The organism is Variovorax sp. AC103 (genome assembly GCF_979254005.1).
This window is the reverse complement of record NZ_CEEDFC010000013.1, coordinates 111,185-131,432: the sequence shown is the minus strand read 5'-3', so window position 1 is coordinate 131,432 and position 20,248 is coordinate 111,185. Positions and strand designations below refer to the sequence as shown.

15 protein-coding genes and 1 pseudogene are annotated in these 20,248 nt (G+C 59.9%); 11 read left to right on the top strand and 5 right to left on the bottom strand.

Going from position 1 to position 20,248, the window contains the following annotated elements:
* Nucleotides 1-152: 152 nt before the first annotated feature.
* Nucleotides 153-872 carry a hypothetical protein gene (locus AC0IYU_RS19795; RefSeq protein ID WP_472120310.1) on the bottom strand — a complete coding sequence of 240 codons (720 nt, stop codon included), beginning with the start codon at nucleotides 870-872 and terminating at the stop codon, nucleotides 153-155.
* Between the two features lie 1,468 nt (nucleotides 873-2,340).
* On the opposite strand from AC0IYU_RS19795, the gene AC0IYU_RS19790 reads away from it, so the two are divergent.
* Both AC0IYU_RS19790 and AC0IYU_RS19785 read left to right on the top strand, forming a co-directional pair.
* Nucleotides 2,341-2,517: a type II toxin-antitoxin system HicA family toxin gene (locus AC0IYU_RS19790; RefSeq protein WP_472120308.1), complete on the top strand. Its 177-nt coding sequence runs from the start codon at nucleotides 2,341-2,343 to the stop codon at nucleotides 2,515-2,517.
* Nucleotides 2,518-2,525: 8 nt separating this feature from the next.
* Entirely contained in the window at nucleotides 2,526-2,942 is a 417-nt protein-coding gene (locus AC0IYU_RS19785) for a type II toxin-antitoxin system HicB family antitoxin (RefSeq protein WP_472120306.1), read from the top strand.
* A 67-nt stretch (nucleotides 2,943-3,009) separates the two neighbouring features.
* On the opposite strand, the gene AC0IYU_RS19780 is transcribed toward AC0IYU_RS19785, so the two are convergent.
* Complete coding sequence (locus AC0IYU_RS19780; RefSeq protein ID WP_472120304.1) at nucleotides 3,010-3,732, bottom strand: winged helix-turn-helix domain-containing protein; 723 nt, start codon at nucleotides 3,730-3,732, stop codon at nucleotides 3,010-3,012.
* Nucleotides 3,733-3,917: 185 nt separating this feature from the next.
* On the opposite strand from AC0IYU_RS19780, the gene AC0IYU_RS19775 reads away from it, so the two are divergent.
* Entirely contained in the window at nucleotides 3,918-4,295 is a 378-nt protein-coding gene (locus tag AC0IYU_RS19775) for an ArsR/SmtB family transcription factor (RefSeq protein WP_472120302.1), read from the top strand.
* A 125-nt stretch (nucleotides 4,296-4,420) separates the two neighbouring features.
* Here AC0IYU_RS19775 and AC0IYU_RS19770 read toward each other — a convergent pair whose 3' ends face one another.
* Nucleotides 4,421-6,697, bottom strand: a complete 2,277-nt coding sequence (locus tag AC0IYU_RS19770; RefSeq protein ID WP_472120300.1) for a PhoX family protein — start codon at nucleotides 6,695-6,697, stop codon at nucleotides 4,421-4,423.
* Nucleotides 6,698-7,142: 445 nt separating this feature from the next.
* On the opposite strand from AC0IYU_RS19770, the gene AC0IYU_RS19765 reads away from it, so the two are divergent.
* From AC0IYU_RS19765 to AC0IYU_RS19750, 4 genes are read left to right on the top strand one after another with little or no spacing between them, the layout of a single operon-like run.
* Nucleotides 7,143-8,426 carry a hypothetical protein gene (locus tag AC0IYU_RS19765; protein WP_472120299.1) on the top strand — a complete coding sequence of 428 codons (1,284 nt, stop codon included), beginning with the start codon at nucleotides 7,143-7,145 and terminating at the stop codon, nucleotides 8,424-8,426.
* Nucleotides 8,427-8,438: 12 nt separating this feature from the next.
* Nucleotides 8,439-9,938, top strand: coding sequence for a tyrosine-type recombinase/integrase (locus AC0IYU_RS19760; protein ID WP_472120297.1), 1,500 nt, complete (start codon nucleotides 8,439-8,441; stop codon nucleotides 9,936-9,938).
* Nucleotides 9,926-12,424 (top strand): hypothetical protein, encoded by a 2,499-nt coding sequence (locus tag AC0IYU_RS19755; RefSeq protein ID WP_472120295.1) that lies wholly within the window; start codon nucleotides 9,926-9,928, stop codon nucleotides 12,422-12,424. The genes AC0IYU_RS19760 and AC0IYU_RS19755 overlap by 13 nt, the downstream gene beginning before the upstream one ends.
* A complete protein-coding gene (locus tag AC0IYU_RS19750) occupies nucleotides 12,405-12,824 on the top strand; it encodes a hypothetical protein (RefSeq protein ID WP_472120293.1) in 420 nt (139 codons plus the stop codon). Before AC0IYU_RS19755 ends, AC0IYU_RS19750 begins: the two co-directional genes overlap by 20 nt.
* A 110-nt stretch (nucleotides 12,825-12,934) precedes the next feature.
* Here AC0IYU_RS19750 and ttcA (AC0IYU_RS19745) read toward each other — a convergent pair whose 3' ends face one another.
* Complete coding sequence (ttcA, locus tag AC0IYU_RS19745) at nucleotides 12,935-13,888, bottom strand: tRNA 2-thiocytidine(32) synthetase TtcA (protein ID WP_472120291.1); 954 nt, start codon at nucleotides 13,886-13,888, stop codon at nucleotides 12,935-12,937.
* A 129-nt stretch (nucleotides 13,889-14,017) separates the two neighbouring features.
* Between ttcA (AC0IYU_RS19745) and ttcA (AC0IYU_RS19740) the strand changes: the two are divergent.
* The 4 genes and pseudogenes from ttcA (AC0IYU_RS19740) to AC0IYU_RS19725 form a co-directional block, all read left to right on the top strand.
* Nucleotides 14,018-14,770, top strand: a pseudogene (gene ttcA, locus AC0IYU_RS19740) (tRNA 2-thiocytidine(32) synthetase TtcA); the annotation flags it as partial.
* A 46-nt stretch (nucleotides 14,771-14,816) separates the two neighbouring features.
* On the top strand, nucleotides 14,817-15,434 hold the full coding sequence (locus AC0IYU_RS19735) for a DUF4136 domain-containing protein (protein ID WP_472120289.1): 618 nt from the start codon (nucleotides 14,817-14,819) through the stop codon (nucleotides 15,432-15,434).
* Between the two features lie 19 nt (nucleotides 15,435-15,453).
* A complete protein-coding gene (locus tag AC0IYU_RS19730) occupies nucleotides 15,454-16,098 on the top strand; it encodes a histidine phosphatase family protein (RefSeq protein WP_472120288.1) in 645 nt (214 codons plus the stop codon).
* Between the two features lie 256 nt (nucleotides 16,099-16,354).
* Nucleotides 16,355-17,029, top strand: coding sequence for a CAP domain-containing protein (locus tag AC0IYU_RS19725; protein WP_472120286.1), 675 nt, complete (start codon nucleotides 16,355-16,357; stop codon nucleotides 17,027-17,029).
* Nucleotides 17,030-17,033: 4 nt separating this feature from the next.
* On the opposite strand, the gene AC0IYU_RS19720 is transcribed toward AC0IYU_RS19725, so the two are convergent.
* Complete coding sequence (locus AC0IYU_RS19720) at nucleotides 17,034-20,210, bottom strand: efflux RND transporter permease subunit (protein ID WP_472120284.1); 3,177 nt, start codon at nucleotides 20,208-20,210, stop codon at nucleotides 17,034-17,036.
* Between the last annotated feature and the right edge of the window lie 38 nt (nucleotides 20,211-20,248).

Genomic DNA, 20,248 nt, shown 5'->3' with positions numbered 1-20,248 from the left:
GAGTGCAGAGAGGCAGGCGAACACGTACAGAACACAGTGGCGCACCAAACTAGCCTTGGCAGCGGCGCCGACCAAGGATGACGGTCGCAGCTAACCTTGAAGAAAGCGAGTGAGGGAGGTCTTGCCGTGCCCAGTTCGAAGTGGTCGTGAGGCTATTGCTCACCAAGCGGTATGAAGATGGGCAGATCGCACTGCCAAGGGCCGACACCCTCAATGTCGAGCTGCAGACGGAAGGGAATCCAGTTCTCCTGGGCAGACGAAAGTTGCTCAATGCTCCGGACGCGAGATACGCTTCGCAGCGCCGTGTATGCGGATCCAGTGATGGGGTCATCGATTGGCACGCAGGCCATGCGAATCACTTCGAGCTTCACCAGATGAGGCAGCCACGGTGAATCTCGAAAGAGATCAAAATACTCTTTGATCCTCGTGCCGAAGGTGGGGTGGAAAGGCATCTCGCCGCGTAGCGTGGAAAGACACATCTTGATCTTCTGCGGAAGCGATTCAAGTCCAGAGGCAAAAGCGAGATCGCCATTGGTTAGGAAGATGTCATTGGCGTCATTGGTCGCAATGCCTGCGGGAAGTTCGTGCGCGTTGGTGCGCGGCGTGCTCGGATGCACCTTGAGTGAGAGCATGACGCCGGCGGCACTCTTCTGCCAAGTGGCGGCGGCGGCGAGTTGCCGACCTTCCCCCAATGCGTTTACAAGCACGAAGCGATCCGTCGGCGCGATACGATCGAAGCGCTCATTGAATTCGATCAAAGCTCCGAGATCGCCGATGAGAAAATGCCCGATGCGAACGTCCCATGTTCCATTTTTTGCCCCGACAAGTTCACCGATGAGCACCAGGTCGGGCCCAATCGCGATGAAATCCATGTCGCCCGTCGATCTAACCGCACCGTCCATCTCGGCTCGCACAGTATCTTCGTGGTCTGTTCTCATTCTCCTGAGTACGGCTGACGGGAAGCGGGTACGGTCCTCATCAACCAACCTGCCGTGTGTTTGGCATAGCCAGAGGCCATTCGTGACGGCTGAGCGTTCCTCGGGGAGCATCTCAGCCACGTAGCGAGGACCGCCGGACGCGGCGGCATGTATATGCGCTGCAACGCCGATGCTGACGTGCGCTTCTGGTGACTCGTCGCTCGGGCCCGAGGTCGGTATGCGACACCCTGGAAATGAACACCTGTAGTTGGCTCGCTGAGCTAGCGCTCCTTTTGTCTTTGCAGAGAACTCGTCACGTTTGCGCGCTGCCATGGGTCAATCCTCTTTCGATCGCGACTAGTTCGCTGGACGAGCAACTCACAGTGCTTCCCGCAGGAAGCTGGCTTGGAACGCCAAGGTGCTCATCGGGGGCTTATTGAGATGAAAGCTATCGACTAGAGCATGCCCTGAGCGGCGACAGGCTGCCCACGAATATAGCCAAGTCGGTCATTTCTTGTCCGGCAGAACAAAGGCTTCTGCCGCTGGCGGGAGCTTGAACTGCAAGTGCGGGGCGCTCAAAGTTCCAATATTTGTCTTCCCAAGAGGCTGCTCGCGTGCCACGAATGCAGAGCAGCGCACAACACTTGTTGGTGAAGGCCCTGGAACCGAGTCGGCAGGCAGGCTACATCTCGGCTGCAGGGGTTAATCGAACCCGGGAACGATCATTTCGGGGTAGCAACGACAGTACCCCCGTTCACCGCAAGACGCCTCGCCCGGGTGACCATGAGAGGGGCGTCGATCCAGACGGAATTTCTTACCCTCCCGGCTGACGCATGTGGGGCATGCACCGCCACTGTCGCCCATAGAGCGCCAGCGATAGTGGGTGATTCCGGCGGCCTGCGCCCGCGGAAAGTCCCTCGCAATTCGCTTTTGCGCGAGCTCCAGCATGTGAGCGGCAAGGCTCGCACGTTCGGTCTCCAATTCTTCTGCCGTCTTGCGCTTACCTTTACGTTCCGGTGGGCGCTTCGGCGGCGCCCAGCGCGGGCTCCCATCGACGTCAGCGGGCGCAGCAGCTTGACTTGGCTCTGGCCGAAGGTCGGGGACGATCAGATTTACGAGAAAGTTCAAGAGGCCCATGCACAGATCTTGCCGCATCGCGGCTCGATGCGCAGCACAACAGCGCGGTTGGTCATGTGATGCCCTCGCGCAGATCAACATTTTTGTTTATACTGGCCTTGGGCTTGCCGGATCTCCCCACACAGGGAGCATCGGCAAGCCTCCTTCGCCGAACAACATGCGCGCACATAGACGTTGCAAGTGAGGTTGAGGGCATCAATACGTTGAATCTTCAACTTGATCAAGGAAACAGAAATGGCAACTGCAAATCGAGCGACCTCACGCGCTCATCAACCTAGTTGGACACATGAAAACATCGGAGTTCAAGCGCTTCCTTGCGTCGAAAGGCGCCAAGTTCGTTGAGGGTGCAAAGCACACCAAGATTTACGTCAACGGTAAACAAACGACGCTACCGCGTCATGCCAAAGAGTTGGGCGACGGGCTGCGTAAAGCGATCCTGCGGCAGCTCGCGATCAAAGATTGAGATGACCCATGTTTAGCTACCCCGCACGAGTGACGCGGGATGGCGATGGCTACCTGGTGACCTTCCCAGATATTCCGGAAGCAGTGACCGGCGCCAAGGAACGAGCCGAAGCGATTGAGCTGGCGGCTGATGCCTTGACGACCGCGATGGACTTCTATTTCGAGGACAGGCGGCCCGTGCCAATGCCTTCTCCGCTGAAAAAAGGACAGGTCGCAGTGGATCTGCCCGTAAGCGTTTCCGCAAAGGTGCTTTTGCTGAACGAAATGATTGCTCAAGGCAAACGTCCAGCAGAACTGGCGCGGCTGATGAACGCGCGCCCTCAAGAGGTCACGCGCCTTGTCGACCTGCATCATCCGACAAAGATTGACACCATCGCCGCAGCCTTACTCGCTATGGGTAGGCGACTCGACCTCCGGCTGACTTGAGAGCTCCCGAAGAGAGATGGTGAACACGCCCACACCGCAATCACTGTTTCTGAGCTGCACGAGCCATCTATCCATTCTTCTGTAGGGTGAATCGGTAGCCGCTTTTGAGAACGGTTTCCACAGCGTCTCGCAACCCAAAGGGCGCCAAGGAATCACGCAGGCGCCGGATGTGAACGTCGACCGTGCGTGCGGCGATGCGTGCGCCGGACGGCCACAGCCGGTCCAGGAGTTCAGTGCGGGAGTGCACAGTCTCGGGGTGAGTGACAAGAAAGTAGAGCAAGCGGTACTCGGTCGGGCCGACGGGTACTTTCTTGGCGCGCCCCTCCACGACTGCCAGGACTTCACGGTGTACTGAGCGAAAGCTCAGCGGGCCTGAGACCACATCCTCTTCTAGCAATTCGGGGGCGCGACACCGGATAACGGCTCGGATGCGCGCCAGCAGTTCGTCAGAAGAGAATGGTCTTGAGACATAGTCGTCCATACCCGCGTCGAGCGCGGTCACCACCATGTCGGCGTCACCATACCTGCATGTCGCCAAGATGGGCAGGTGAGCAGTTCTAGGGTGATCGCGCAACTTCCGTCCCCAGTCCAGCATGGCATGCCCACCGCGGGGCACGTCGATGATGACAAGCTTGGGCAAGCCAAGTCCAAGCGATCGGGTCGCATCTACGGCATTGCGTGCTCGCAACACATCGAAGCCCCCGCGTCGACATGTCACGCTGATCGATTCCAGAGCTTCGGAGTCATTCGCAACGATGAGCGCGCTTTTGGGGATGTCGTAGGAGAGCACTGCGAAAGGGGAATGAGCCCCGTAAGAGGCTATTGATCTACAAATCTAGATTTCTAGACTTATCGTATCTTTGCGCGTGACCGTGACAGACTGATGACGTTTTTGAAACGAGACTGTCATATGCTCAGGCCATACTCACCTCATCACCCTGTCATATGGGAAAGTCTGCCTCGTCTAAACGCTCCATGAACTCAGAAAACGCCGTCGTCGCCCTGGCTGCCTTGGCGCAGTCTTCTCGACTGGCCATCTTCCGCCTGTTGGTGGTCGCAGGCAGCGGCGGCATGTCTGTTGGCAAGATCAGTGAGGAGCTTGCTTTGCCTAACGCGACGCTGTCGTTCCACATGAAGGAGTTGGCTCACGCCGGTCTCATCCAAGGCACGCAGGAAGGCAAGTTCGTTTACTACCGCGCGAAGTTTGCGCAGATGAACGAGTTGCTCGCCTTTCTGGTGGAGCACTGCTGCGATGACTCCGGGGAAAACTGCGAACTGGAACTTCCGCAATGCGTGGAAGACGTCGTCCAGCAACGCCGAGCGCCCGCCCGCAAGCGCGTCGCGCGGGCCTGATTCAACTCCCCTGGCGGTGCATGCTCGCACTGTCATCACCACATTGCCAATGAGTTAGGGGGCGCTCAACATGCCGCCAGCGCCCCTTGAATTGAACGGCACTGCAAAGTGCCGTGCTGAATCACTCAGGTGCCTATGCGGCCGCCGTCATTCTTCGTGATCACGATCGTGGCCGAGCGCGGCCGCGAACCGGCGCCATAGCCGGCGTTGCTCGGCCACCGACTCGTGTACTTCGTTGGATCTGCAAGATTGGCTTGGCTTGTGGTCTCGCCCGGATGCTGGATGTTCACGAAAATCGCCTTCCCGTCCGGCGTCTCGCAAAAGCCAGTGAGCTCGCATCCCACCGGTCCGACCAGAAAGCGCTTCAGGGTATCTGGGGTCGGGGCCTTTCCGACCTGGGTCAATACATCCAGCTTGCTGGTGTCTGCCTTCGTGTAGCTCAAGGTCTTCGCAGCGCCATCACCGACCTTGCCAGGCAACGCGGCCAGCATCATGCAGTTCGTGACGTCCGTGTAGGCACCATCGTCCGTCTGGATCCAGCAGATACCGGTCGCAGGACTGAACACCAGGCCGTCCGGGCTCGAGAAATCCTGATCGGCCGTCAGGCTGGAGATGTTGACCAGACCCTTGTCCGCGCCAGCTTCTGCGCCGAAGAGATAGATGTCCCAGGTGAAAGTTGTGGCCGAGCCGCCGGCGCTGCCTTCCTTCATGCGCAACAGGTGGCCGTTCGGGTTGCCAGGCTGCGAGGTCGCGCCCTTCATGTCCGTGTAGGCCCGCGGGTTCGCAGCGTCGAGTGCCACTTGGGATGAGCCGCTCGGCTCGAGTCGGCGATTGCTGTTGTTGGTCAACGTCTGGTAGATCTCGCCATTGGCGGGATTCACGCCACCCCATTCCGGGCGGTCCATCTTGGTTGCACCCACCGCGTCGCCTGCAATGCGCGAATGAACGGCGACATCGGCCTGGCTGGCGAAGGCATAGCCGGCATAGCCGGAAACCATGGCGTTGGTGAAGCTGAGTTCCAGCCAGGTGCCGGTTCCATCGGCATTGAACTTCGCGGCGTACAGCTTGCCGTCATTCAGGTACTTGTCGCCAATGGCAAGGCGATCAGTCGCATCCGCATCGGCCGCAGCCCAGAGCGCTGTCGACACGAACTTGTACATGTACTCGTTGCGCGCATCGTCGCCCATGTAGACGACCAGCGGCTGTCCCACCGTCGGCTTGCCGAAGGCGGCGCTCTCGTGGGCGAATCGACCCAATGCGGTACGTTTGCGGGCGGTCTTTGTCTTGTCGAGCGGATTCACCTCGACGATGTAGCCCATGCCGTTGAGCTCGTTGCGGTAGTCATCGCTACCATCGGTCGAAGCGCCGGTCTTGCTGATGTTCCAGCGTGCATACCGGTCCTCAGGGCCCGCGCTCTCCCAGCCGTGCCGAGAAGCGCCGCCTTGGGAGCTGCCGTATCGCTTGAGAGCCACAACGCTCTTGTCTCCGCGCGCTGCATCGTCCGCCGCGCCGCGCGTGAAGTAGCCGAACCAGTTCTCTTCGCCGGTGAGGAAGGTGCCCCAAGGCGTCTTGCCTGTGCCGCAGTTGTTCAATGTGCCGCGCGTGCGCGTGCCGTCGGTCGAATACTTGGTGACCAGCAGGCTGCTCCCACGGGCGGGGCCCGTGATCTCGATGTCGCTCAGCGGGGTCAACCGGAAATTGAAGTCGGACCCGGCGACGGTTGCCCACTTACCCGATGTCTTGGCGACTTCCACGACCGAGATGCCGTGGATGGCGACTTCCTTGTCCACTTCCGCGGCAGGCCGCGGCAATGTCGAGGTTCCGCCATTCGCGTGCAGGAAGAACGAACTCAGCGATTCATTGGTCGTCGCTTCATGATTGACGGCCAGCACGCCACGCTCGGTGGCCGTGAGCGAGAGCTTCCCGTTGGCATCCAGGCCGAACCATTCCATGCCGTCGTGGTGATCGCCCGCACGGTTTTCGAAGGCAGTGTCCGTGCCGTCGTTCTTGTACGCAGGCGTGCCGCTCGTCAGCGGGTCACCCAAGGCGTAGATGACGCTGAAGGAGTAGCCAGTGGGGACCGAAACGACGTCGGCCAAGCTCTTTGCGACTGCGCCGAACCCAAGGAGCTTCTCAGTTGGCGGTTGCGGAGCGGGGGCGGGTCCTGGAGCGGGCGCCGGCGCGGGAGGAAGCACGGGGAAGCTGACGCCGTCGCTTCCGCCGCCACAGCCCACGACGGCCAAGCCGCCCAGCAGGGCCGCGCCGGCCGTGCCGACGCCACCGCGCAGAAGGCCTCGACGGCTCAGCCGCGTAGCGAGCACCGAGTCAAATGTGGGGTTGGGCGACGTGTTGGAGTCTTCGTCGTTGAAGTCGATCTGTTTGGGATCGGCCGGGTTTTTCATTTAGAGCTTTCTAGATACGTGGAAATGTTTAATCTAGAGAAACCCAATGACGGTTTCGTGACTTGGTCAGGCCCTGGTCAGTGGATCAATGTTTTTCAGCAGCAAGTCTGAAAACTTCCACGCACATGAACGCTGCGAGACAGAACGCAGGTGCTGCAGCGGGACTCTGCTTCCTCTTGCACTCGGTCCAAGTGCCGATTGCCAGCCATCCAAGCCTGTCGCAATCAACTGACACCCCAAACTTCGACGCGCCACTGTCGTGATCGCACGTCCGACGTCATGGCCCCAGCGACATTCTCTTTCGACAGAGGTTTTGCTCAGCGGAGAACCTAGTTATCGGATTCCATCCCAATTTGACAAGATTTTCGAGGCAAATGAAGCATTCATCCTTGGACATTCGTCAATCTTGTTGCCGAGACGAAGCACTCTTTGTAAGGTTTCGGTCATGACGCTTCGTTTCCGAATTGAATTGCTGTTGGACACATCGCCGGATGGCAGTGACGCCGTTCGCCGCGTTGTCCTTGTGGACCGCGAAACCGAACTGCAACACGAACTTGCAGTAGCTTTTTTGCTCGACGAATTCGGCCAGAAGCCGCTGAACACCCAGATCGCAGTTCTTTTGGATCTCGCGTTCTTTCTCGAATGGCAGTTGCTTCGCACAAGGCGTGCTGAAGCCTCCGGAAAAGCGAGAGCGCCCTTCATCGGTCCGGAAGGTCGCGTGCTTGCCGGCATACGTGCACTGAGGAATAGAGAAATTACTGAGTACTGCAGTTGGGCATGCCTGTCGGCCAACAAGCTCGCAACCGCGCTACAAGACGAATCCTCCACCTTCGCTCAGTTGGCAACCGGCAAGGCAGTCAAATTCGGCACCTCAAACCGCCGCATCAGGACCGCCGGAAACTACGTCGCCTGGCTAACGAAGGAATGCGATCCTCGGTCGGAACTCACCGCGGAGGAGCATCGAATGCTCGAGGCCAGCGCGCAGAGCATTCGAATGGAATTTCATAAGCACATCGCCACCGGCGACGATTCTGTAGAGGTGCGATCGTTAAACGAACAGCAACGAAGCGCGGTCGAGAAAGCCATAGGGAATGGCGGCCCGTTTCCTCAGACTCCAACGGGGCGGCGCGACCGCTTGATAGTGGAAACACTCCACGAGTCGGGCCTCAGAGCGGGAGAGTTACTCAAGCTCTGCTGCGTAGATGTGATGGAGTCGTGGGAATACAAGCCTGGGCACTTCACCGGATGCATCAAGGTCGTCGAAGCGCAGAACGATCCTGCCGACACTCGATTGCACGAACCCGCTTGCAAGACCGGGGGTGGCTTGGTGCCGATCTCCACATCACTTGCGACCAAACTCATTGAATACATTGTTGGCGATCGTGAAGCGGCCGCCTTCAAATCAAACTCAGCGACGCCCTTTCTGTTTGTAAATCATGAGGGCAAGTACGAAGGAAGCCCCCTCGGCCGAAGGAACCTCAATCGCATACTCGCCAAACTCAAATCCTTCGAATCGCTCCCTTCCACCATCTCGCCTCACGTCCTGCGACACACCAACCTCAATCACGTCTACAAGACTGCGACGTCAAAAGGCCGTGATGCTCGTGAAATCGTGATCCAACGAGGTCGATGGTCTACGAAATCAACAATGCCCGATCGATACGCCGCTCGTGCAATCGAAGAACGCTCGGCTGAACTCGTTCAGCAAAGAGACCAGATCATTTCCTGACGAGGTCGCGGCATGTACGGCCCATACACTGAGTTCGTTGTGGGAAGCGGGGAAGTTTTTCCCGAAAGCCTTCCAACTCACATCAAGGTTATTGACAACGAATCGCGGCTGATTCCCGTCAATTTGGATGGCATGCTGCTTTCCAAAACGGGTGGTATAGAAAGCGTATTCCGGCTGAGGAATGTTGAGGGGCTTTTGACACCCGCCACGGCAACTATCTGTTATGCAGTCGTTCTCAATGCCTTGAACGGCAACCGCAAGGTTTCCACCGTGACGCAGTGGTTTTTCCGTTTTGAACGGATGCTCAGGAGGTTGAATCTCACCAAAAACGTTGCATCCATCACGCTGAAAATGTACATGGAGGATGCACGGCAATCGTCGCCAAATGATCTAAAGACTCTCAGGAGCTTTTTGAGGTATTGGATACACCTCAGCTATCCATGCATCGCCCCAGACCTCAAGGCTCACATTCTGACCTCTCGGTCACCGAAGAGCGCGACATCCATCGAGATTCAGGCAAGGAAAGTACATGAGCGACCATTCTCGACCGAGAAGGTACGCGCGATTCATCGTCAAGTGGATGACTTGTATATCGATGGGATCTTCAACCCACAACAAAACCTGCTTTGGCGCCTGATGATCTCGGAGGCTTTGCGCCCCTCGCAAATGCAACTCTTGAGGGTCAAGGATGTTTCATTGTCCACCAAGACACTCGCAGTGCCTTTGGTGAAGCTCCATGGAAAGCCTAACCGCTCAAGGATGATGGAAGTGCTCGTTTCGGAGTCCGTATACGTGGCTCTTCGAGATCATCTTGCCTGGATGCAGAGGCTTCGCGTCAGCGACCTTTCTCCAGATCAGCCGCTTTTTTGCGTCAACATTCACAATCAAAAACCTTTCATACAGAAGCGGCCCCTAGGAATTATTTCTCTAATAGCTCGCTCCCGAGGACGCATCACAGACCATATTGCCGATTTGGGCGATCTCGATCTTTTCACGAGGCGTTTCAAGCATACAAAACTCACTCACCTAGCCATTCTGGGCGCGCCTATAGAAGTCCTCAAACAAGCGGCCTTCCACACCTCTTCGGGTTCGCTCGCGCGCTACGTCAATCTGACCGACGAAATGGCGGACGCGTTTGAGCGGCAGATGGATCCACATTTCACGCTAGTGATCGATGCGTTCAGAGGTTCAGTATTGGATGCAGACGACGAGAAGTCCATACCTGAAGACAAACTCATCCTCGACGCCGACTTGAACGACACCGTGGGCGGATGCGGAGATGAGCCATGCGGCGTTCTAGCCCCCATTGGCTGCTATGTTTGCCCTCGATTCAAAGCTTTTGTAGACGGACCGCACCAGCAGGTTCTGGCGAGGATGGAGAACGCAAGAGAAAGGAAGATTCAAATGAGATTACCTGCGGAAACTATTCAAAGAGACGACAACATCATTTCGGCCGTAAAGCAAGTCATCTGGCTCTGCGAGAGCAAAAAGAGAACCGAATGCAGGCAGTGATTCCGCTCTTCAGTAAAGAGATTTCTGCAGGTCCCAAAAGATTCGATGAGTTTTCCCAATGGGGATGTCCCGGGGGACTCGCAGGCTTTGACTCGGTGCACGAACAAAGGTATGACCCACGTGATCCGTGGTTTTCGATGGCCCCGCATCGTTTAAAAAATAACGATACGGTTGCGCGACTGCCATTTGTAAAACTGGAGCACCGCGCAAGGGCCCGAGAAATATTTATTCGCACTCGATCGGGCCCGCCCAAGATTATCGAGCCACAGGCGATGATTTGTGGAGACCGCTTCCTCGCTTTTGCGAAGGCATACATCAACGTGATGGTTACGTACCGAAACCTTAGGGATATTCCAAAAACGCTGACACGCACTCTGGTAGTCATCGAATGGGCCCTGCGGCAGCTTAACTCCGGAGCCAATGACCCATCCCTCCTGACGCGCTCAACGTTTGCTCTCGCTGAGCGGGAGTTGATAAATGGATCGTATACTGCTGGCGTCAAATACGACATGGGATGTGAATTGTCCATGCTTGCGGGCATGTTGCAGGGTGGCTATCACTCGAAGAATTTTCGATACGGTCAGTTCGGTTTTGGTTTGTTGGCCGTTCGCTTCACTTTTACGTCCACCGTGCCCATGCCGGTCAAACGAAAAGCGCAACTTCTTGATGACGACATACAGACGAAAAATCAGTCCAAGCGGTTGCCAAATGAAGTCGTGACCGCGATTGGGCTGGCATATCGCTCCGCCCAGCAAAGGTTTGGGCGAGATCACGAAGTTACCGCAATGGCTGCGTTAACAGCATTGCCCTTCACCACCGTGTCAATGCGTCTGTCGGACTTGCTGCAGCTTCGCTTCGACGCTCTCAGGCGCTTTGAAGAAAAAGTCCGACTGTCGATCTACAGGCCGAAAATCGATCTTTATCAAGAGCTTCCTGTCCCGAGACAACTTGAAACTCTTGCTCAAGAGCTGAGTGAAGTTGCAGCTGATTTTTCGTCAAAAGCAAGGGCGGCGTTTAAGTATTACATTGAAAATTTCGAAAGCTTCGAGAAGATCGATGAGTTATACGTTCCAGAAGACCTTCAGAGTCATTTTGCTCAACCGTATTTCAGAAGGCCTCCCCCTGGAGGAAGAAAGACCAATGGAGATGCGGCAGTCAACGCCTTACAACTGGAGGCTCTCGAGCGCCCCTCCCTTTACGACAAGGTTTCGGTAGTAATCGTTGAAAAGCTACACATCTTGCGCGGCGTCGACACTCCCAGAGATTTCTTTCCGGCGATCAAGGCTCGGGCCCAATTTGCAGGGCGCGTCTATCTATTGCGTTCTGATGTGGGCGAGCTACTGAAGAGCGTAGGCGTTAGGATGCCAGATGAAATTCGGCAGCTCCCCAAGAATATTTACGTTGATCGAGACTATTTACTTAAGTCGATCTGCGCGAACGAGAGGCAGAAGCTTGGAGTCGAACTTGCTTTCCTGTTGGCAGGCCGAAGTCTTTCCTATTTTTCCAGCGTTAAAAAATTGCGCTCCGGACTTTTGGCGGACTTCAAGAAAAAGAAGTTTCCACATTGGCCCTATGCGTCCAGTGATAGAAAGCTGCGGCTCGACGAGGCCCTCTGCGCCTGGTTCGATGCTCAAATTGACCACAGACGAGATTTTCTGATAAGAAAGCGGGCTTGGTGGCGCCCCGTCGTCCTTTCGCACAGCCGTTTTATTCAATGGACTGCTGGTTACGCAGGCAAGCCCCCAAGGCTCTTCGCGCTATTGAATATCAAACTCTCAAATGGCGAACATCCTACCTTTACCCTTCACGACGCCCGAGCGTATCTTCAAACGCGAGCCCTAACACTAGGGGTGAGTGAGCAGTACATTGATTTACTTGCAGGCAGAACATCGGGCCCGCATTCAGCACACTATGATTTGCGCACTCCAGCAGAGATAGTGGGCAATTCAATCGAGGGGTTTGATCCAGAAGTCGACTTTAAAGTGATCGGGCCCGTTGCAGATTCCGCTCGAACAATTGAAGTAGTAGATCGAAAAATCTTTCTCTTTGAAAGAGCTGTACCCAAGCAAATCACGGAAGTGGGGGGATGCTCAACATCTTGGTCTCTCAACCCTTGTGAACAGCATGGCGACTGCATGGGGTGTGGCCATCACGTCTGGAGGAAAGGGGACAACAAGCGCTTGCCGATCATCAAAGAGATGCATCAGCACTCCGTTCACATGATCGCCGAGGGACACAAAAAGTTGCGATCGAGCGGGGGCTTGAAGAAGCCGATCGAGCGCCACATCAGACAACACGAATGGGTTCGCGCTCGCTGTGAAGAGATCTTCGCTGTGGAGAATGACCCCTCAATTGCACCAGGCACGATCGTGACCTTCGATGCGGCGCCAGCGGCTCTGGGCTTGTCCGAGCTCACGTCTCGGCTACATGAGAAACATGTCGGCACGCCGCCGGAAAGAGATGACCATGGGAATGCCGAAAATTAATCGGAGGGCCGAAACGGCGATCGTCGTCATCTTGAAAGAATGGCCGGCCAAGCAGCGATTGACCTGGGATTCACTAAGAAAGCAAATTGCCAAGAAATTAAAGACTGCAGAAGTGTGGTCGCGTCAATCTCTTAGTGCGAATGAGGCCATCTATAACGCCTACGAGGCGGCCAAGAAGCCAGGTGCTGAGCGCTCGAGCGCTTCCCAGCACAGTCGGTCTTGGTACGTGAAGCGAGTTATTGAGTTGGAACTGGAGGTTGCCGACCTGTCTGCGAAAAAAACTGCACTGCAGTTGCGTCACACGCAGCTGATCCACAACGTGTCCCTATTGCCCGGTGGCATCGGGCTGCTGGCTCTTCCATTGCCCAGTAATACGCGCAGAAGGCGAGAAGATAGGTAGAGGGCCAACTCCGAGACGCTGCCAGACGACAAGGAGCCGCATCCTCTATGGTTCGCCCTAGTTGTTATATTCATGCGCTCGCGTTTCCCACTCGGCGCCAAGCCCTCCGATCAGCTAGCCAGACTACCGATGGTCGAAATACCAGGCATGAGCCGGATCGGGGCTGCGACAACTTCCGAAGTCTCATTCGGCGCAGCAAGCCAGTTGCTGACGTCGTCCAGCTCACCGCTCACCTTCGCTGGCGTGTTGAAGTCATGCAACTTTCGGTCCAGTAGGTGCGACGGCACCACATCCGTCAATGCACGAAACATGTTGTCGGAGCGCCCCGGGAAGCGTCGGTCCCACTCTTGAATCATTTCCTTCATTGCTCTGCGCTGAAGGTTGGGCTGAGAGCCGCACAGATTGCAAGGGATGATCGGGAAATTCATCGCCGCTGAATAGGCCTTGATGTCTCGCTCGTTGCAGTATGCGAGTGGGCGAATGACTACATTTCTTCCGTCATCCGAGACCAGCTTCGGCGGCATGGTTTTCAACTTTCCGCCGAAGAACATGTTGAGAAGCAGCGTCTCCAAAATGTCGTCGCGATGGTGACCCAACGCTACCTTGGTCGCACCCAATTCCACTGCGGTCCGGTAGAGAATGCCGCGCCGCAGCCTTGAGCAAAGAGCGCAAGTCGTTTTTCCCTCAGGCACCTTCTCCTTGACAATGGAGTAGGTGTCTTCCTCGATGACGCGAAACGGAACGTTTAGCTGAGTCAAATATGCGGGAAGGATGTCCTCGGGGAAGCCTGGCTGCTTCTGATCGAGGTTGACCGCTACGACATCAAAATTGATCGGAGCGACTTCCCGGAGGTAGAGAAGGCTGTCCAGCATGGTGTAGCTGTCTGCCCCGCCCGACAGACAGACCATGACGAGGTCACCTTCCTCGATCATCCCGTAGTCAACGACAGCTTGGCCGGCGAGTCGGCGGATGCGCTTGCGTAGCTTATTAAATTCAACACTCATAGGAAACCTTTCGTGGAATTGTAGGGAAGACTCGTCGCCAATGCCCTCCGATGTAAACATTGGCAGGTTTAACGACTTTTCTTGACAAAATTCAACGGCTGTAAAGGACCGCGCCTTAGCCGCTGCGATCCGTCCCTCTGGAAGGCCTCAGAAAAAGCATGTTCTTGATGGGCTCTACGTCCGATAAGCAAAGACAGCTACGCGCTGCTCGACATCCTGCTCAAGATGAAGGCGCGCGCGCCCATTCACTTCGACATCGTGGCGGTCAACCTCGACCAGAAGCAGCCCGGCTTTCCCGAAGACGTGCTGCCGAAGTACCTGAGCGACCTGGGCGTGGACTTCCACATCGAGAACCAGGACACCTACAGCATCGTCAAGCGCGTGATTCCCGAGGGCAAGACCACCTGCGGACTTTGCAGCCGGCTGCGCCGCGGCATCCTGTACCGCGTGGCCGACGAGCTGGGCGCCACCAAGGTTGCACTGGGCCACCACCGCGACGACATGCTGCAGACCTTCTTCCTCAACATGTTCTTCGCCGGCAAGTTGAAGAGCATGCCGCCCAAGCTGGTGAGCGACGACGGCAAGCACATCGTGATCCGCCCGCTGGCCTACGTGGCCGAGAAAGACACCGTGCGCTGGGCGCAGCACCGCGAGTTCCCGATCATTCCGTGCACGCTGTGCGGCAGCCAGGAGAACCTGCAGCGCAAGCAGGTCGGCGAAATGCTGCGCGAATGGGACAAGAAGTACCCCGGACGCGTGGAGAACATGTTCACGTCCCTGCAGAACGTGGTGCCGTCCCACCTGCTCGACGGAACGCTGCACGATTTCAAGGGTCTCAAGGCGACGGGCGTGGCGGACGAGAACGGCGACACCGCCTTCGACACGCCCTCCTTCGATCTGCTCTCCCAGGCACCCTCGGCCCTGCGCATCGTCCAGGGCTGACCGGGCAACCCAGGGGAATTTGGGGCTTTTCAGCCCGGAGACCCTCATGAAACGTGCGTTATCCGCTCTCTTTCTGATAGCAAGCCTGACCGGCTGCGCCACCTCCTGGGTGGTCGACAGCGACGTGAAGAGCTTCGCCTCGCCCGGCACCGTGGCGCCCGGTGCCACCTACCGCTTCGATCGCCTGCCTTCGCAGCAGGCCGACGGCGCCCGGCAGGCATCGCTCGAAGCCATGGCCGGCGCGGCGCTCGACAAGGCCGGCCTGCGCCGCGACGACGCCAAGCCCCAGTACACCGCGCAGATCGGCGCGCGCGTCTCGGCCGGGCTGTCGCCGTGGGCCGATCCGTGGCTCTACAGCGGCCCGTGGGGTGGCGGGTATGGCGGCTACGGCTACTACGGCCGGCGCTGGTATGGCGGCGGCTGGTACGGCGGCCCGGGGTTCGCGCCGCCGGCCAATCCCTGGTACGAGCGCGAGGTGAGCATCGTGCTGCGCGAGGCGGGCTCCAACCGCGTGGTCTACGAGACCCGCGCACGCAACGACGGGCCGTACAACGTCAGCGCGGCGATCCTGCCGGTGATGTTCGAGGCCGCCCTGCAGGGCTTTCCCAATCCGCCGCAGGGCGAGCGCCGGGTGAACATCGAGCTGCCGACGGCCGGAAAGTAGCGCTTCTAGAATCCCGCGGATGGAAGAACCCACCCGCCTGATCGCCGTTCGCCACGGCGAAACCGCCTGGAACGTCGACACCCGCATCCAGGGCCAGCTCGACATCGGGTTGAACGCCACCGGCGTCTGGCAAGCGCGGCGCGCCGGCGGGGCGCTGGCGGACGAGCCCGTCGGCGTCGTCTATGCCAGCGACCTGTCGCGTGCCTGGCAGACCGCCGAGGAAATCGCCAAGCCCCACGGCTTGGCCGTGCAGCCCGAGCCGCGCCTGCGCGAGCGGGCCTTCGGCACCTTCGAGGGCATGAGCTTTGCCGAAATCGAGGCCACGCTGCCCGAGCAGGCGAGGCGCTGGCGCGAGCGCGACCCGGAGTTCGAACCCGAGGGCGGCGAAAGCCTGCTGGTGTTTCGCGACCGCGTGACGGGCGTGGCGGCCGAACTGGCGGCGCGCCATCCCGGCGAGCTGGTGGTGCTGGTCGCGCACGGCGGGGTGATGGACGTGCTCTACCGCGCCGCCACCCGGCAGGCGCTGCAGGCGCCGCGCACCTGGCAACTGGGCAATGCGGCCATCAACCGCATGCTGTGGACCTCCGGCGGGTTCAGCCTCGTGGGGTGGAGCGATACCGCTCACCTGACGGCGGGCGACGCGCTCGACGAGATCACGAGCTGAGTTTTTTTCGCGGGTTGCGTATACACGCCGCTGTTCAGGGCGCGCGCACGCCGACGGGGTGCGCCAGCAGCGTGTCCAGTGCATAGGGCGCCCGAACGCGCCGTCCCAAATCGCCAGCTGCCGTGAAATTCTTCACGCCCACGCCACCTGCTGCAGCGGCTCCCAGCCATTGACTTCGCCTGCGACTCCCAATAATCGCGCGGCTCCGAAATTCATCGAGGCCAGCCAGTCAATAGTTATTAACAATGGGAGTCTCATGCAAACAAATTCAGTGAACAAATCATTGGCGAAAGGCCTGCTGTGCCTCGCCGCCGGCTTGCTGCTTGCGGCCTGCGGGGGTGGCAATTCGGATTCGCCCGCCTTTTCAGCGACCGCGCCCGCCGCGGCAGTGCCTGCACAGCAGGCCTCCTCGGCGCCCGCAGCGCCCACGGCACCCGCCGCGCCCGCGGAACCACAGGCATCCACCCCCGCGCTGGACGCCTTCCAGCAAGAAGCGCTCGATGCCCACAACGCGGCGCGCGCCGGGGAAGGCAAGGGCCTCGCCAGCCTGAAATGGTCGGCCAATCTGCAGACGGACACCCAGGCATGGGCTGACCAATGCAAGTTCGACCATTCGATGCCGAAGGGACAGGGCCAGAACCTGTACATGACCTCGGCCTCGACCGCGAGCCCCGGCAACGCGGTCAAGGCGTGGATGGGCGAGAAGGCCGACTACACCTACGGCGCGACCGGCGGCACCTGCGCAAAGAACAAGGCCTGCGGCCACTACACGCAGGTCATCTGGAGCACCACCACCGAGGTCGGCTGCGCGGCGAAGACCTGCGGGAACATCACCGACAAAGGCAAGGACATCGGCCCCGGCACCGTGCTCGTGTGCAACTACAGCCCGTCCGGCAATGTCACCGGCCACCCGCCCTACCCCGCGCCCTGACGCCCTAGGTGTGCGAGGCCGCCGCGTGCCCCACGGTACCGGCACCGGCGGCCTTCGCATCCGCTTCCCCGGGCAGATCGACCATCGGCCCCGTGCCGCTGTAGCGGTCCAGCGCCAGGTAGATCGCCGGCGTGATGTACAGCGTGATCACCTGCGAGAAGATCAGCCCGCCCACCACCGCAACGCCCAGCGGCTGCCGAAGCTCGGCGCCCGCGCCCAGGCCCAAGGCCAGCGGCAGCGCGCCCATCAGCGCGGCCAGCGTGGTCATCAGGATCGGCCGGAAGCGCAGCCGGCAGGCCTCGCGAATGGCGTCCACCGGCTTCATGCCCTCGGTGCGCTGCGCGTCGAGGGCGAAGTCGATCAGCATGATCGCGTTCTTCTTCACGATGCCGATCAGCAGCAGGATGCCGATGGTGGCGATCAGCGTCAGGTCGAAGCCGAAGAGCTTCAGCGACAGCAGCGCGCCCACCGCCGCCGAAGGCAGCCCGGCCAGAATGGTCAGCGGATGGATGTAGCTCTCGTACAGCACGCCCAGCAGCACATAGATGACCAGCACCGCCAGCACCAGCAGCACCGCCTGGCTCGACTGCGAGCTCTGGAACACCGCGGCATCGCCGCCGTAGGTGGTGATGATCGACTGCGGCATCTTCAGCTCGTCCTTGAACTGGTCGATCTTCGCGGTCGCGTTGCCCAGCGGCACGTCGGGCCCGAGGTTGAACGACACCGTCACCGCCTGCAGCTGCCCCTGGTGGTTGACCGACGTCGGCCCCACGGTGCGGTTGATGGTGGAGAAGGCCGACAGCGGCACCAGCCGGCCGGTGGTGCTGCGCACCGACAGGCGCGACACGTCGTCCTCGAACTGGCGGTCGCTGTCGGCGGCCGACAGGATCACCTGGTAGGTGTTGCTGGCCGCGTAGATGCTGCCGATCTGACGGTCGCCGTACGCGTTGTAGAGCGCGGTGCGCAGGTCGCCCACCGCCACGCCGAGCACGCCGGCCTTGTCGCGGTCGATGTCGAGCGTGGCCTGCAGGCCGCGGTTCTGCGAGTCGCTGGTCACGTCGCGGAACGCGGGATCGGCGCGCATGCGCTCCATCAGCTTGGTGGCCCACGGCACCATCTCGCCCGCGTTCACGCTCTGCAGCGTGTACTGGAAGCGCGCCTTGCTCTGGCGTCCGCCCAGGCGCAGGTTCTGCACCGGCTGCATGTAGACGGCAACGCCCGGGATCTCGCGAAAGCGCTGGCGCAGCGACTCGAGCACCTTGGCCATCTGCGGGCGCTCGCTGCGCGGCTTGAGCACCGCGAACAGGCGCCCGGAGTTCTGCGTGGCGGTCGGGCCGCCCACGCCGACGAAGGAGCTCACGTAGTCCACGCTAGGGTCGGCCTGCAGCGCGTCGGACACGCGCGCCTGCAGCGCCTTCATGGCCGCGAACGAGATGTCTTCGGCCGCCTCGGTGGTGATCTGGATCTGGCCGATGTCTTCCTCGGGGAAGAAGCCCTTGGGAATGGTGGCGAACAGCCAGCCGGTGATGACGAAGGTCAGCCCGGCCATCGCCAGCATCAGCGTGCGGTGTCCCAGCGTCCAGTCGAGCGAGCGCATGTAGCCGCCGTGCACCGCACGGTAGCCGCGCTCGAAGGCGCGGCCGATGGCGGTGCCGGGTTCGGGGTGCTGCTCTTCATGGTCCATCGCGCCCTCGGGCCGTGGCACGGGCTTGAGCAGCCGGCTCGCCAGCATCGGCACCAGCGTGAGCGAGACCACGGCCGACACCAGCACCGCCAGCGCCACCACCACCGCGAACTCGTGGAACAGCAGGCCGATCACGCCCGGCATGAAGAAGATCGGGATGAACACCGCCACCAGCGAGATGGAGATCGACACGATGGTGAAGCCCACCTCACGCGCCCCGCGCAGCGCCGCGGCGAAGGGTTCCATGCCCTTCTCGACGTAGCGCATGATGTTCTCGAGCACCACGATGGCGTCGTCCACCACCAGGCCCACGGCCAGCGTGATGCCCAGCAGCGACACGTTGTCCAGGCTGTAGCCGAAGGCGTAGAGCAGCGCCACCGCACCGATCAGCGAGATCGGAATGGTGGCCGCCGGAATCAGCGTGGCCACCAGCCGGTGCAGAAAGAGAAAGATCACCAGCACCACCAGCGCGATGGTGCCCAGCAGCGTGAGCTGCACGTCGTGCACCGCCTCGCGGATGGACAGCGAGCGGTCGTTCACCATCTGGATCTCGACCGACTGCGGCAGCTCCGCCTTGAAGCGCGGAATGAGCGCGCGCACCGCGTCCACCACCTGCACGGTGTTGGCATTGGGCTGGCGCTGCACGGCCAGCGAAATGGAGTCCTGCCCGTTGAAGCTGCTGGCGGTCTTGACCGACTCGAAGCTGTCCTCGATGGTGGCCACTTCATCGAGCCGCACCGGCGCACCGTTGCGCTGGCCGACGATCAGCTTGGCGAAATCGGCCGCCTTCACGAGCTGGCGGTTGGCCTGGATGGTGAGCGTCTGGCGCGGGCCGTCGAGCACGCCGACCGGTGTGTTGGCGTTGGCCGAGTTCACCGCCTTGGCGAGCTCGTCGAGCGTGATGTTGCGCGCGTTGAGCAGGTCGGCGTTGGCCTTGATGCGCACCGCGAAGGCCTTTCGGCCGTACACGCCCACCTGCGCCACGCCGTCGATGGTCGAGAGCGTGGGCGAGATCAGGTTCTCGGCGTAGTCGTTGAGCTCGGCCGGGTTCATCGACGGCGAGATCAGCGCGATGAACAGCACCGGCGCGTCGGCCGGGTTGACCTTGCGGTACGAGGGCAGCTGCGTAAGCTCCTGCGGCAGCTGGCGCTGCGCGCGCAAGAGCGCGGCCTGCACGTCGACGGCGGCGGCGTCGATGTCGCGGCTGCTCACGAATTCGAGCGTGAGCGAGGTCACGCCCTGCGTGTTCACCGAGCTGATGGTCTGCAGGCCGGGGATGGTGGAGAACTGCTTTTCGAGCGGCAGCGCGACCGAGCTCGCCATGGTGTCCGGGCTGGCGCCGGGGAGCTGCGCGTTGACGTTGATGACCGGCGTGTTGTAGCTGGGCAGCGCCGCGACCGGGATGCTGAAGTACGCAAAGATGCCGATCACCACCACGGCGGCCGACAGCAGCACCGTCATCGCGGGACGGCGGATGCAGAGTTCGGAAATGTTCATGGGGAAACCTCCGCGCTGCGCGCTGCGGCATTCGCCTT

Coding starts and splice junctions, on each gene's coding strand:
- AC0IYU_RS19795 (WP_472120310.1), bottom strand. CDS start 872: ATGGATTTCATCGCGATTGGGCCCGACCTGGTGCTCATCGGTGAACTT.
- AC0IYU_RS19790 (WP_472120308.1), top strand. CDS start 2,341: ATGAAAACATCGGAGTTCAAGCGCTTCCTTGCGTCGAAAGGCGCCAAG.
- AC0IYU_RS19785 (WP_472120306.1), top strand. CDS start 2,526: ATGTTTAGCTACCCCGCACGAGTGACGCGGGATGGCGATGGCTACCTG.
- AC0IYU_RS19775 (WP_472120302.1), top strand. CDS start 3,918: ATGAACTCAGAAAACGCCGTCGTCGCCCTGGCTGCCTTGGCGCAGTCT.
- AC0IYU_RS19770 (WP_472120300.1), bottom strand. CDS start 6,697: ATGAAAAACCCGGCCGATCCCAAACAGATCGACTTCAACGACGAAGAC.
- AC0IYU_RS19765 (WP_472120299.1), top strand. CDS start 7,143: ATGACGCTTCGTTTCCGAATTGAATTGCTGTTGGACACATCGCCGGAT.
- AC0IYU_RS19760 (WP_472120297.1), top strand. CDS start 8,439: ATGTACGGCCCATACACTGAGTTCGTTGTGGGAAGCGGGGAAGTTTTT.
- AC0IYU_RS19755 (WP_472120295.1), top strand. CDS start 9,926: ATGCAGGCAGTGATTCCGCTCTTCAGTAAAGAGATTTCTGCAGGTCCC.
- AC0IYU_RS19750 (WP_472120293.1), top strand. CDS start 12,405: ATGGGAATGCCGAAAATTAATCGGAGGGCCGAAACGGCGATCGTCGTC.
- ttcA (WP_472120291.1), bottom strand. CDS start 13,888: ATGTTTACATCGGAGGGCATTGGCGACGAGTCTTCCCTACAATTCCAC.
- AC0IYU_RS19735 (WP_472120289.1), top strand. CDS start 14,817: ATGAAACGTGCGTTATCCGCTCTCTTTCTGATAGCAAGCCTGACCGGC.
- AC0IYU_RS19730 (WP_472120288.1), top strand. CDS start 15,454: ATGGAAGAACCCACCCGCCTGATCGCCGTTCGCCACGGCGAAACCGCC.
- AC0IYU_RS19725 (WP_472120286.1), top strand. CDS start 16,355: ATGCAAACAAATTCAGTGAACAAATCATTGGCGAAAGGCCTGCTGTGC.
- AC0IYU_RS19720 (WP_472120284.1), bottom strand. CDS start 20,210: ATGAACATTTCCGAACTCTGCATCCGCCGTCCCGCGATGACGGTGCTG.